Source organism: Janthinobacterium paucivorans, assembly GCF_051380805.1.
In the GTDB taxonomy this organism is placed as follows: domain Bacteria; phylum Pseudomonadota; class Gammaproteobacteria; order Burkholderiales; family Burkholderiaceae_D; genus Janthinobacterium; species Janthinobacterium lividum_D.
In genome coordinates, this window is sequence record NZ_JBNYXR010000020.1 from 61,987 (window position 1) to 74,302 (window position 12,316).

Annotated in this window: 10 protein-coding genes and 1 pseudogene; 4 read left to right on the forward strand and 7 right to left on the reverse strand. The window is 53.6% G+C overall.

Annotated elements, in window-relative coordinates:
* Positions 1–207: 207 nt before the first annotated feature.
* Both ACQ4V8_RS20205 and ACQ4V8_RS20210 read right to left on the reverse strand, forming a co-directional pair.
* Complete coding sequence (locus ACQ4V8_RS20205; protein WP_436572082.1) at positions 208–1,755, reverse strand: DEAD/DEAH box helicase; 1,548 nt, start codon at positions 1,753–1,755, stop codon at positions 208–210.
* 423 nt (positions 1,756–2,178) lie between these two features.
* On the reverse strand, positions 2,179–3,843 hold the full coding sequence (locus ACQ4V8_RS20210; RefSeq protein WP_436572083.1) for a methyl-accepting chemotaxis protein: 1,665 nt from the start codon (positions 3,841–3,843) through the stop codon (positions 2,179–2,181).
* A gap of 481 nt (positions 3,844–4,324) precedes the next feature.
* Here ACQ4V8_RS20210 and ACQ4V8_RS20215 point away from each other — a divergent pair, with 481 nt between their 5' ends.
* The 3 genes from ACQ4V8_RS20215 to ACQ4V8_RS20225 all read left to right on the forward strand — a co-directional run bounded on the left by ACQ4V8_RS20215 (position 4,325) and on the right by ACQ4V8_RS20225 (position 6,736).
* Positions 4,325–5,131, forward strand: a complete 807-nt coding sequence (locus ACQ4V8_RS20215) for a Crp/Fnr family transcriptional regulator (RefSeq protein ID WP_128089158.1) — start codon at positions 4,325–4,327, stop codon at positions 5,129–5,131.
* A 176-nt stretch (positions 5,132–5,307) separates the two neighbouring features.
* Positions 5,308–5,970 (forward strand): hypothetical protein, encoded by a 663-nt coding sequence (locus tag ACQ4V8_RS20220; RefSeq protein ID WP_436572084.1) that lies wholly within the window; start codon positions 5,308–5,310, stop codon positions 5,968–5,970.
* A gap of 274 nt (positions 5,971–6,244) precedes the next feature.
* Positions 6,245–6,736 (forward strand): DUF4265 domain-containing protein, encoded by a 492-nt coding sequence (locus tag ACQ4V8_RS20225; RefSeq protein ID WP_436572085.1) that lies wholly within the window; start codon positions 6,245–6,247, stop codon positions 6,734–6,736.
* 97 nt (positions 6,737–6,833) lie between these two features.
* On the opposite strand, the gene ACQ4V8_RS20230 is transcribed toward ACQ4V8_RS20225, so the two are convergent.
* Positions 6,834–7,559, reverse strand: coding sequence for a pyridoxine 5'-phosphate synthase (locus tag ACQ4V8_RS20230; RefSeq protein WP_436572086.1), 726 nt, complete (start codon positions 7,557–7,559; stop codon positions 6,834–6,836).
* Positions 7,560–7,689: 130 nt separating this feature from the next.
* Here ACQ4V8_RS20230 and ACQ4V8_RS20235 point away from each other — a divergent pair, with 130 nt between their 5' ends.
* Positions 7,690–8,403 (forward strand): YjjG family noncanonical pyrimidine nucleotidase, encoded by a 714-nt coding sequence (locus tag ACQ4V8_RS20235; protein ID WP_436572087.1) that lies wholly within the window; start codon positions 7,690–7,692, stop codon positions 8,401–8,403.
* A gap of 50 nt (positions 8,404–8,453) precedes the next feature.
* On the opposite strand, the gene ACQ4V8_RS20240 is transcribed toward ACQ4V8_RS20235, so the two are convergent.
* The 4 genes and pseudogenes from ACQ4V8_RS20240 to ACQ4V8_RS20255 form a co-directional block, all read right to left on the reverse strand.
* Positions 8,454–8,789, reverse strand: coding sequence for an FKBP-type peptidyl-prolyl cis-trans isomerase (locus ACQ4V8_RS20240; protein WP_010401140.1), 336 nt, complete (start codon positions 8,787–8,789; stop codon positions 8,454–8,456).
* Between the two features lie 522 nt (positions 8,790–9,311).
* Positions 9,312–9,827, reverse strand: a complete 516-nt coding sequence (locus tag ACQ4V8_RS20245) for a hypothetical protein (protein ID WP_436572088.1) — start codon at positions 9,825–9,827, stop codon at positions 9,312–9,314.
* Positions 9,828–9,883: 56 nt separating this feature from the next.
* Positions 9,884–12,109: a carbon-nitrogen hydrolase family protein gene (locus ACQ4V8_RS20250; protein WP_436572089.1), complete on the reverse strand. Its 2,226-nt coding sequence runs from the start codon at positions 12,107–12,109 to the stop codon at positions 9,884–9,886.
* A gap of 89 nt (positions 12,110–12,198) precedes the next feature.
* A pseudogene (locus ACQ4V8_RS20255) lies at positions 12,199–12,316 on the reverse strand (IS481 family transposase); the annotation flags it as partial.

The window sequence follows — 12,316 nt, forward strand, 5'->3', positions numbered from 1 at the left end:
GATTTCTCCCGAATAATTAACCGCCCTAGGTGTTTAGACTAACAACTTGGCATCGAGTTCGGAATCATTAACATAATCAGGACTACGCATGGGTACATGATCCCACGAATCTAAACACCTATTCAAGCACGGGTCAGAAACAAAAAAAGCGCCGGCAACGATCCCCCAGCGGTTTCGCTATTCATACTTCACACCAACCTAGATTTGCTATTTAAGCAACCCACCCAGCAAGGCCGCCACCTTCTGCTTCGGCTTGGCCGCGACCGGCGCCGTGCTGGCGGCAGCCGGGGCTGCCGCCTTGGCTGGCTCATACGGCTTCAGGAACCAGGGATCGGCCTTTTCGCGGCGTGCGCCGGGACCAAAGGCAGGGCGCGCACTACGCTCGACCGAGCGGCTGTCGCGGCTGTCACCAGCCGGGCGGCTCTCGGGCGCGCGCACGGGACGCGCTTCGCCACCTTCGCTGCGACGCGGCGGACGGCGTTCACTGTCGCTGCTGCGGGCGGGAGCGGGATTGAAGCCCGTCAATTCACCGCGCTTGATGCTTTGCTTGATGAGTTTTTCGATATCGGCCAGCAAGCGCTCGTCTTTATCCGAATAAATCGAAATGGCGTCGCCCGAAGCGCCGGCGCGGCCCGTGCGGCCGATGCGGTGCACATAGTCTTCGGCGTTGTAGGGCAAGTCGAAGTTGATGACGCACGGCAAGTCGGAAATATCGAGGCCACGCGCGGCCACGTCGGTGGCGACCAGCACGTCGATTTCGCCCTTCTTGAACGCTTCCAGCGCCGCCATGCGTTCCTGCTGGCTCTTGTCGCCATGAATCGCCGTGGCGCTCATGCCTTCCTGTTCCAGCACGCGGGCCAGGCGCGAGGCGCCGATCTTGGTGTTCGAGAATACGATGACCTGCTTCAGGTCGCGCTGGCGCAGCAGATGGGCAACCAGGGCATGCTTCTGGTCTTCGCTCACCTTGTAGACCACTTGCGTGACCTTGTCGGCCGTCTGGTTGCTGCGCGCCACTTCGATCGTCAGCGGATCGTTGAGGAAAGTTGCCGCCAGCTTCTTGATTTCTGGCGAGAACGTCGCCGAGAACATCAGGTTCTGGCGCTGTTTCGGCAGCAAGTTGATGATGCGCTGCAAGTCCGGCAAGAAACCCATGTCGAGCATGCGGTCCGCTTCATCCATGACCAGCATCTGCACCTGGCTCAGGCTAATGTTTTTTTGTTCGATATGATCGAGCAAGCGGCCCGGCGTGGCGATGACGATTTCCACGCCCCCGCGCAGGAGGACGGTTTGCGGTTTCATGTCCATGCCGCCGAAAACGACCGTCGAACGCAACGGCGTGTGCTTGGCGTAGGCCTTGACGTTTTCAGCCACCTGCACCGCCAGCTCTCGGGTCGGCGTGAGGATCAGCGCGCGCACCGGATGACGGGCCGGCGACATGCTGCTGCTGGCATGCGCCATCAGCAACTGGATGATCGGCAAGGAAAAGCCGGCTGTCTTGCCGGTGCCCGTTTGCGCGGCACCCATCACATCGCGGCCTTGCAGCACCACGGGAATCGCCTGTTCCTGGATCGGTGTCGGGTGGGTGTAGCCTTGATCGGTCAGTGCGCGCTGGATTTCAGGCGCGAGGCCAAAGTCAGCAAAAGTCAGGCCAGGGGCAACGGGTGCGGCAGGTGCGGGTGCGGGTGCAGCGGTAACGGGCGCAGCTTCAGGGGCAATCGCCGGACTGGGCGTAGGAGTCGATTCGGTTTCAGACATAAATTTTCTGGTGTGCCTCCGCACTGCGGAAGCCATGCTTTCTCAATAAACAACATTTCGGGGCACAGGCAGCTCCGTCTTGCAAGCCATGGATCATCGTTCTTGCGGCACCTCCGTGCTCCGGGACATGCTGTAGGGCGTATGCGGGAGCGTCGAAGAGATGTGCTGCGATGGCGGCGGAGATCGCGCCGGCGGAACATCGCGCGCAGAAGATACAATATCAGTGCTGTAAACGATACCCTAATTCACCGCAACTGTACACGGAAACCGTGATTTTCGAGCAAAAAGCGTTCCAGCGATGGCAAGCCCGAATACCATCGATACCAGCGCCCATGCCAACGCCGATTGAGGGCACGGCAGCAGCGCCAGCAACGGCATCCAGAAACCGCGCAAAAGCGCTTAATTTAGCTTAATTGAGCGACATTAGAAGCTTTCCCACTCATCTACTGGCGCCGTACCACGCGCTGTACCGGACAATTGACGCGTTGCCGCTGCCGGCGCCTTGACGCGCGCGCGCGGCACGCTCATGGCAGCATTGGCACCGTCGAGCTTGAAAATGCTCACCACGGCACTCAGGCTGGCCGCCTGCTCCTGCATGGCTTCGGCCGCCGCGGCCGCCTCTTCCACCAAGGCCGCATTTTGCTGCGTCACTTGATCCATTTGAGCGATGGCCTGGTTGACCTGCTCGATCCCGACGCTCTGCTCGCTGCTGGCAGCCGTGATCTCGCTCATGATGTCCGTCACCCGGGTAATGCTGGCAACGATGTCATCCATCGAGCGGCCCGCCTGGTCCACCAGTTTTGAGCCCGCCTCGACTTTCTCGACGGAATCACCGATCAAGACCTTGATATCCTTGGCCGCCGCTGCCGAGCGTTGCGCCAGGTTGCGCACTTCCGTGGCCACGACAGCAAAGCCGCGTCCATCCTCGCCGGCACGCGCAGCTTCGACGGCGGCATTCAGGGCCAGGATATTGGTCTGGAAAGCAATACCGTCGATGACAGCGATGATATCGACGATCTTGCGCGACGACGCATTGATCGACGCCATCGTGCCGACCACTTCGCTGACGACCTTGCCACCCTCAATGGCGATGCTCGACGAGCTCAGCGCCATGGTGTTAGCCTGGCGCGCATTGTCCGCATTCTGCTTCACGGTCGAAGTCAGCTCTTCCATCGATGAGGCCGTTTCTTCCAGGGAACTGGCCTGCTGCTCCGTGCGCGACGACAAATCCTGGTTGCCAGCGGCAATCTGGCTCGACGCCGTGGCGATGTTATCAGTGCCGCTACGCACCTGGCCTACCAGGTTCTGCAGGCTGGCATTCATGTCTTTCAGGGCTTGCATCAATTGCCCCGTTTCATCTTTCGATTGCACAACAATATGCGCCGTCAAGTCGCCGGCCGCCACCTGGCGCGCCACGCCGACAGCCGCAATCAGCGGACGCGCCACGCTGCGCGCGACCCACAGCGCCAGCAATATGCCGATGACGACGGCGCCGACCAGCAAGCCGATCAGGCTGGCGCGCGAGGCCGCATACGTGGCATCGGCACTGGCACTCGAGCGCGCGCCGCCGTCCGTATTGATGGACACCATTTTATCGAGGACCAGCATCATCTCTGTCATGACCTTGGCCGACGTCCCTACAGCCAGCGCGCGCGCGTCTTCCTTTTTCATCTCGCGCGACAGGCTCAACATGCTTGCGTGCAAGCGCATGAATTCATCGTTGAGCGCCAGGAAGCGATCAAAGATTTCTTGCTCGCCCGGTTCCGAAATCAGGCGTCGATAGTTGTCACCATCGGCTTTCAACTTGGCCTGCGTTTGCGTCATGCGCGCTTCATTCAATGCCATGTCGGCATCCTGCGCGGCCAGCATATGCGCCAGTTCCCAACGGCGAAAATCGCTGACATCGCTGCGCATGGACATGGCTGCCAGCACGCTGGGCATCCAGTTGGCGGATAGATCCGTCGACGCGGTATTGATGCGTGCCATGGAAAAGATCGCCGACACGCCCAAAGCCGCCGTCAACAACAGCACGGCACCAAACGACAAAATCAGCTTGGTGGCGATTTTCAAATCAAAAAACCATTTCATGTGTTGCTTTCTTCATTAGGCGGACATACGGGACAAGACAGGCGCACACAGCGGCACAGGCTCGGGGCGGGCAGTGAGGCGACCATGGCAAGCGTCGCAGGAGGAAGCGGAAGTGGGTAAGACTGAAGAGTAGGCGCCGTATCTCCTATCGAAACGCGCGTCAAATTTCTTCGTGCCAACATTTTATCACCGTCGTCGTAGCACGCAGCGTGGTTTGCCTGCTGCCTGCGGCCTAAATTCGTGCCTGGCGCGCTGCACATCACACTTTTCGCAGCCACCGTTGTTTCCAATCGCAGAAAAATGAAAAGCCGTGCGTAGGAGTCGGATGACACGAGGCAATGTTCCTAGCCTACATAAGCACGTCGGCTCATCTGATGCCCATCCACGTCCCCGGGTCCTATAGTGAATAGCAGATTGAGCACAACGCTAGCAAGCCAGAAAAGCAGCGCCATCCAACAAGATCATAAGATGAGGCCCTACCATGTACAAAGCTTATAGCAACCTGACACCAGCAACAAATAGCCACGCCGCCGCCCAGCACAACTGGCTCGCCGCGCGGGCAACGCCGATGATCAGCATCACGGGCGCGCAACAGAACGAATTACTGCGCGCCCTGTCGCGCGCCGACTTGGAACGCCTGTTTTGCCAGTTGGAACTGGTCGCCTTACCTGCCGGCAAGCATTTATTCGATTGCGGCGGCAAGATTGAATACACGTATTTCCCTACCAATGCCATCGTTTCCCTGTTGTATGTCATGGAAGACGGCGCCACCACCGAAATCGCCGTCATCGGCCGCGAAGGCGTCGCTGGCGTGGTGCTGTACGAGGCCGAGCGCGCCACCTGCAGCGCCATCGTGCAAACCGCTGGCTACGGCTATCGCCTGAAAACCACGTTCCTGCGCGAAGTGTTCAATGAAGGCGGCGCGCTGGCGCAATTGCTGATGCGCTACACCAGCGCCATGTTTGCGCAAATGGCACAGAACGTGGTGGGCGGGCGTCATTGCAGCATCGAACAGAAACTGTGCCGCTGGCTGCTGGACCGCCTTGACCGTTCCCTGTCAAACGAGCTGAAGGTCACGCAAGACACCATGGCCAATATGCTGGGCGTGCGCCGCGAAAGCGTTACCGTCACGGCGCGCAAGCTGCAGGACGAGGGCTTGATCCAGTACCGCCGCGGCACGGTCGAGGTACTTGACCGAGAAGGCCTGGAAACGGCCGCCGGCAATTGCTACAAGGCCGCCCGTGCCGGTTTCGAGCAGTTCCGCAACGGCATCAGCGCACCGAACTAAGCAGCACGAAGTACACAACTGCAGGGCGTTGCGACAGGAAAGCAACACCTTGCAACGCCAGTCTTGCCTTGCACCATTTCAGCCTCTATGATCCCCATAGAAATTACAGCATGGAAATACTGACTTTCATCGGCTTATTTACTACGTGGCTTGACTAACAACTGGAGAGCGTCAGCATGAAACAGCCCCCTATGATTGTCGCCTTGCTGGCTGGCATATTCTGTGCAAGCCAAGCCCAGGCGGAAGTAGGCATCACGGCCGACCTGGGTACGACTGGCGTCGGCGCGCACCTGAGCGTACCACTGCAATCGAATCTGAATGCCCGTTTTGGCGTTGGCTTCCTGAACTACTCCTACAACTCCAGCACCGACGATGTCGACTACCAGCTGAAACTCAAGCTGCGAACCTTCGATGCCCTGCTCGACTACTTCCCCATGGACGGCGCCTTCCGCGTGAGCGCAGGCGTGGTGTATAACGGCAATAAAATCGATGCCAAGGGTAAACCGAACAAGACTGGCAGCTACACACTGAACGGCAACACCTACACGGCGGCCAGTGCGGGCCAGCTGGACGGCACCATCGATTTTCGTAAAGTCGCGCCCTACATTGGCATCGGCTGGGGCAATGCTGTGAAAGAGGCTGGCTGGGGTATTTCCAGCGACATCGGTGTCCTGTTCCAGGGCGCGCCCAAGACGGCGCTGAGCAACAGCGGCTGCGACCCGTTGGTGTGCGCTGCGTTGAAAACAGACGTGGCTGCTGAAAACGGCAAACTGGCCGACAAGGTCAAGGATTTCAAGGCCTACCCAGTACTGCGCATCAGCCTCAGCTATCGCTACTAAGCGGGTTCTTCGGCCTGGCATATCGGCCGCCAGGCGCGCGCTCAAGGCACGCTGCGGCGTGCTTTTTCTATATTCCGTATTCTGGAAAGCGCTGCAGGCCGGGCAGCGTCAAACGCGTGGTACTTGGGCACAAAGGCGCGCCTGGAATACGCGCAACAGCGGCAAATGGTCGATACACCGGCCGTACCCGGCCAACTGGCAAGTAGCCGGTACAATGTTGCCATCCCCCCTGGCGCGACGCACATCGCAAGGCGCAGGCACGATGAAAGAATGAATGGAAGACATCAATTGCGAAGGCTTGCCGCATATCCGCGTATTGGCAGGAGAGAACACAAACGGCCCCGTGTATGAATCCCTGCCGGCACGCCAGATTGACGAACACGTCTACGAACTACTGGCCTCGCCCGGCCTGACCCTGAACCTGGCGCGCGGCGACATCGTCAGCATCGCCGACCCGCTCGCCCCCGCCGAAGTACTGAAGCGCGGTGGCAACTTCTGCATCCAGATCTACGCCGACGACGTGCCGCAAGAAGCAGTGGAGCAACTCGAACGCGAGGTGCAAAGCCAGCTGGGCGGCACCATGGATGGCCAATACAACGGCAATCTCACCTTCAGCGTGCCCGGACACCACGGCATCTACAACGTCAACGGCCCCTTCGACGCCTTCCGCACGGCGACGGGCGTGGAATGGTACTTCTCCAATATCTACGCCAACCTCGATGACGACGATGATGAAACCTTGCTCCACTGGTGGGTAGATAGGTAAGCATGCTCGTGCACCAGGCAGGACCATGGCACAAGGCTGTGCTCCTACCAGCCCCGCTCAGACTGCAGCGGCTGGCCAGCGTCGTCGCCCAAGCATCCTACGATTGGCATATCTCAAGGTAGCGGCCGAGTACCTTTTCCATGCCCAGTTCCAGGCATTCAACCGCCAGCGCGTGGCCGATCGACACTTCCAGGATGCCGGGTATGTCGAGGAAACGCGCCAGGTTGTGCAAATCGAGGTCGTGCCCGGCATTCACGCCCAGGCCCAGCGCCTGTGCCCGCCGCGCCGCCTGCAAATACGTGTCAAATACGGCATCGGCCTGCGCGCTGCCGTAACTGTCGGCAAACCGCTCCGTGTACAGTTCCACGCGCGCCGCCCCCACCTCGCGCGCCCACTCCAGTGCAGAGTAGCCGGCATCGACAAACAGGCTGACGCGGATGCCCAGGTCGTTCAATTGCGCAATGGCGGGACGCAACAGCGCCGCATGCTGTTCAATATCCCAGCCGTGGTCGGACGTCAGCTGGCCCGGCATGTCGGGCACCAGCGTGCATTGCGCCGGACGCGCGCTTTTCACCACATCCAAAAACTGCGCCGTCGGATAGCCCTCCACATTCAGCTCGCGTCCCCGCTGCGCGCACAGGCGCTGCAACGGGGCAACATCGTCGTAGCGCGCATGGCGCTGATCAGGGCGTGGGTGCAGCGTGATGCCGGCGGCGCCCAGGTCGAGAAAGCGCTCGGAAAACGCGAGCAAGTCGGGAAAATTGCGGCCGCGCGAATTACGCAGCAGGGCGATTTTATTAACGTTAACGGAGAGCTGGGTCATGGGCAGGTATTGAGTGAAAGTGACGAGTCTGACAGCGATTGTAGCGGATCGCGCGCGCAGGCGATGGCCAACCGAACGCGTCGCTACGTGCTACGATGCAAGACAAATTTCCACGAATTCAACACATACCATGACCTACCAGCTATTCCTGCTTGACCTGGACGATACCCTGCTCGATTTCAAGGCTTCCGAAAAACGCTCGTTCCTGCACACCATGCACGAACTGGGGCTGCGCGACGACATCGAGGCCCTGTTCGCGCAATACCAGACGATCAACGTCGACCTGTGGAAACGCTTCGAAACGGGCGACGTGAGCAAGGACTTCCTGAAAGTGGAGCGCTTCCGCAAAACGTTTGCACTGAGCGGCATAGACCTCGCTCCAGAACTGGCCAGCCGTCTGTATCTGGAATCGCTGCCGGACACGGTCGTACTGATCGATGGCGCCAAGCAAGTGTGCGAAACGCTGTCGCGTATCGGCGAAGTGGGCATCGTCACCAATGGCGTCGAATCCATCCAAAACCGCCGCATCGCCGCCTCCGGCCTGAGCGACTTCATCTCCTTCGTCGCCACCTCCGAAGCATGCGGCCACGCCAAGCCGGACGTGCGCTTCTTCGAGTATGCGACCAAGATGGCGCGCACCTTCAGCAAGGAAACATCGATCATCATCGGCGACCGGCTGGACGCCGACATCCTCGGTGCCAACCGCTATGGCATCGACAGTTGCTGGTTTAATCCGGATGGCCTGGCCAATACCTCAGCCGCCTTGCCCACCTATGAAGTGGCCAGCCTGCATGACATCGTGCCAGCGCTGGACGCGATGCAAATCGAGCGCAAACAAGCTTGATGTTGCACCAGCGCAGCACCTGACATACGCTGGCAGCGGCACGCAGCACATCAATCGCGCGTCAGCACTTCCAACAATGCAATCTCGAAGATCAAGTTGGAATGTGGCGCTATCAAGCCCACCTGGCGCTCACCATACGCCAGCGCCGCCGGCACCCACAGCTTGCGCGTGCCACCGACCTGCATGCCCTGCAAACCCACAATCCAGCCCTGGATGACCTTGTTATTGCTCAGCACACAGCGAAAAGGCTCACCCCGCTTATGCGACGAGTCAAACTCCGTGCCGTCTTCCAGCCAGCCCCGGTAATGGGCCGTGATCAGGGCACCACGCGCCGCCGCCTTGCCATCGCCCAGCACGATATCGTCAATCTTCACTTCAGCCGTCATCTCGTTTCATCTTTCATCAATCAGCAAGCCGCGATTGTACGGCAGCATGAAAAAAGCCCCGGCAGTCACCCGCCGGGGCTTGATCTATTGCTGCGAAATTCTGGTGGGCCTCCCGTGAGTCGAACACGGCACCAACGGATTATGAGTCCGCCATATCCCCCCGTCCGAAACCAGCATTTCACCGCTAAAAAATACCTAACTCATTGATTTTTAAGAACTATAACTTTCCGTTATTTGCCATTGTTTGCCGTTGATTTCCACTGAACTGTAGCCTAAATTGTAGCCTAAAATTCCTGTAATTCTTAAACCATAGTACTAATAGCATCAATTTAACAAATGCAAAAAAACGATATACTTTCGTAAATTCGATGCCTTGACGTATAAGTCAGGTTATGTTTTTCGAATCCACTATTAACACATAGCCAAAGCCTTTCCGCAAAATGAAAGTCATAGGATTGACATCACAAGAATCCACTTTATATCAATGAGCTGGTTTTTTAATAAAACACTAGAAGTGAAAATCTAATTTGCTAACTTAAAGCAAATTTCACCACTTCCTTTTGAAGAAATGTGTCCCCGATAACTAGATTTCTCTACTTCCATATCTATCAATCTCATCAAATCTTTTTTCCAATGCCCCGAATTAACAGAGTGTGATTTGTAAAGGTGCCAAGTATGTCGACTTAACTGAGAACGTATATTATTTTCCCAATCAGATTCTTTTGGGCAAGATATCAATATTTCCTCGAAGCACAAAAGCATACTAGATACAAACCATTTATATTTTCTATATCTATCAGAAAATTTAGTAATTTCTATTTGATCGCCATGCGCAAATTCAGGATTTTCCATTGCCAAAGTCAAATATTGCTGATAAAGAGCATAGGCTGTGCTCCTGCGCTGAGCCTTGGCACTTGCGATTATTTGCCAAACCGCGACCGCCCCGGCCAATATGGCAATCACAGGTACAGCAATCGTGGCTATAAAAGCCCAATTCTCCAAAACGCTCTTCTGGCAATTTCCTATTATTTCATTCAATTTTCACCTCTTATGTTGATTAATTATTAAATCTTAATGCATTAAATAAAAAATTCTTAGCCTGCTGGTTTTGTTTTTACAGATTTATAAAATTTATGGTTTCGTCTAAATGCAGACAAATCAAGATCAGCGATGTGTATAGATATTTGGTCAACTCCGTGGGCATGAGCTACCAGCCGATCATAACGTTCCTTATATGGAGCCTGAATTGTTGAACCGCCATACTCCCCTTTATTCACTACAACAACATGCTGATACATATGATAATTTAATGCAGCAGCCATAGTGTCGAATGTATTAACATCTCGATTATGAGCACAAACAACAAAAAGATCAGACTTATTCTTTAAATCCACTGCAAGCTTTAAGTCAGTGGCGTCATAACAAATAGCACCACTCATTGTTATTGGTCCTTCCTCACCCCCAACAATTTCAATTAAATGCTGACAAGGGCGGAATCCTGCAATGCCAAGTATTTGTTCCTCCTTAGTCATATTGAATTTCCCTTGATCTCTAATTATCCATTGCCGCCCTGAAGGACGATAATCTGGAATAAACCATCTTGCAGCATTTACCAATTTATCGTTGTGACTGTTGAAAATAAGTCCAGCAAAAACGATAGACTTAGTTTTATCTGCTAATCGCTTTATCAAATCTTGGTCATCCGGGTGAATCGAAACCTCAGGAAATACAATTAAGTCAGCGCCAGATGAGGCAATATCATTGTCAGCTTCAAGTTTTGTACTCAATGTTTTATATGTCAATTGACATATTCTAGCCAAATGAGATCTGTTTTCAGCTCTTGCCCTAGGCAAACTTAAGGTTGGATCGCTTATTGAGAATTTTTCGTCCCTAGGCAATAATTGTTGAACAACAACGATCCTGAATGACTGTCTCTTAGATATCGAACTACGATCTACAGAAGTGATGAGTGCAGGTAAGCGGGAAGTTGAGCAATACAACTTATCAAGCAGTGCCAGTCTTTCACGAAGTTTATTTTTTAAACTACTGATTCCCTCTATTTCAGATATATCTTCATTTTGAAGGAATGTAGATTCAAATCCAGGCCATTGTAGACATTTCATCAGTAACTCAGAAAACCATCCAGACACAGTGGCATAGTTTCCAACTAATACTTCAGATGAATGCATCATTCCCATTCGTCGTTTATACCACCCCGTTTTCAGTCCCTTATATCCGACAATTGATTTTCCTTTCCATATATTTCCGGTAAAATCACTTCCCCCTACCGCTGCAGCACGGAGAATTGATCCAACCCAATAAATCATCAAGTGTTCTTGATTTTCTTGGTTAATCCACGGCGGTGCCTGAAAACGCGGATCAAATATAGAAGGCTTTGATATGATTTGACATTCAATGCTATCTATTTCTGGCACCCATAGCTCATTCCATGTAAGTTGCTGACCAACTTGAGTTACGGAGATATCACGAGGAGATAAGAAAATTCCGTTCCATTCTTTTTCAACAAGATTTATTAATCCTAGGGCAAGTTTTATAAGCGATGACTCATGTTGAAAACCATTTTTATCCGAAGCAATAATTTTTGAAAGCTTCTGCCGTCTAGATTTTAAATCGCTTGATAAAACAGGAGAAGCCCAATCCAATCGTCTAATCAAATAGGTATCGCCGCTTTTCGTTAGACGGCTCCAAATATTAAACCAAAAATCACCACCTCTTTTTGCCACACTTTCAAGTGCTTCATATTTCTTATCAGCGTCTAAATTATTAATATTTTGCAATAAAAGCATTGCAAATGTATCAGAGCGCCCAGTAATTTGAGCGGCAACTTCAAATAGAGCAAGTCTTGTGGATTTAAACGGCGGCGGCGAACCTGCCAAAATCGCATGAAGACTACTCTGAATCGAATTTTCAGAATTTTTAAGGAGAATTGGTTTTTTCTGCGTTGCCAATAGCAGTAAAGCTTGCCTTAATAAAAATTGCGGAACATTTTCAGAAACAACAATGCGTTGAGCGTACATTGAAACTAAATCAAGTAAATCTTCGGGAGCCGAAGACTTGGGGCAATCAGTTTTTTGAAAATAACCATTAAAATCAACACAACATCTAAATAAATCGGCTAATAAATAATCCATCATTGCAGCAGTTAAAATATCAGAATTTTCTGCAATGCTTGTTCTTATGTAGATCGCTTCAATTACATCCTCAACCAGAGATGGAGACGGGAATATTTCTATAGCCTTTCTCAGAACTAGTCCCAACGATGGATCCTGCATCCATGCTTTTACTAGCTTCTTTGACAATAGTTCACTTTCATTATCTGAAATGCTTTCTTTTTGCGAGTCTTGATCATCAAAAAAATTTAATTTCCGCTTGTTTTGAATAACAGCTTCTAGTTGTCCAGTCCCGTTTGATCATAAACGCGCTTGACGAATAGTTCCGGCTTCTTTTGCTGCCATTCTTTGAGCGCCTGGATGGGTGTTTTGGCACCGATGGCCCGTTGTGGAATG

Bases quoted from the DNA above. Each gene is read 5' to 3' on its own strand.
- ACQ4V8_RS20205 (WP_436572082.1), bottom strand. From the start codon at position 1,755: ATGTCTGAAACCGAATCGACTCCTACGCCCAGTCCGGCGATTGCCCCT.
- ACQ4V8_RS20210 (WP_436572083.1), bottom strand. From the start codon at position 3,843: ATGAAATGGTTTTTTGATTTGAAAATCGCCACCAAGCTGATTTTGTCG.
- ACQ4V8_RS20215 (WP_128089158.1), top strand. From the start codon at position 4,325: ATGTACAAAGCTTATAGCAACCTGACACCAGCAACAAATAGCCACGCC.
- ACQ4V8_RS20220 (WP_436572084.1), top strand. From the start codon at position 5,308: ATGAAACAGCCCCCTATGATTGTCGCCTTGCTGGCTGGCATATTCTGT.
- ACQ4V8_RS20225 (WP_436572085.1), top strand. From the start codon at position 6,245: ATGGAAGACATCAATTGCGAAGGCTTGCCGCATATCCGCGTATTGGCA.
- ACQ4V8_RS20230 (WP_436572086.1), bottom strand. From the start codon at position 7,559: ATGACCCAGCTCTCCGTTAACGTTAATAAAATCGCCCTGCTGCGTAAT.
- ACQ4V8_RS20235 (WP_436572087.1), top strand. From the start codon at position 7,690: ATGACCTACCAGCTATTCCTGCTTGACCTGGACGATACCCTGCTCGAT.
- ACQ4V8_RS20240 (WP_010401140.1), bottom strand. From the start codon at position 8,789: ATGACGGCTGAAGTGAAGATTGACGATATCGTGCTGGGCGATGGCAAG.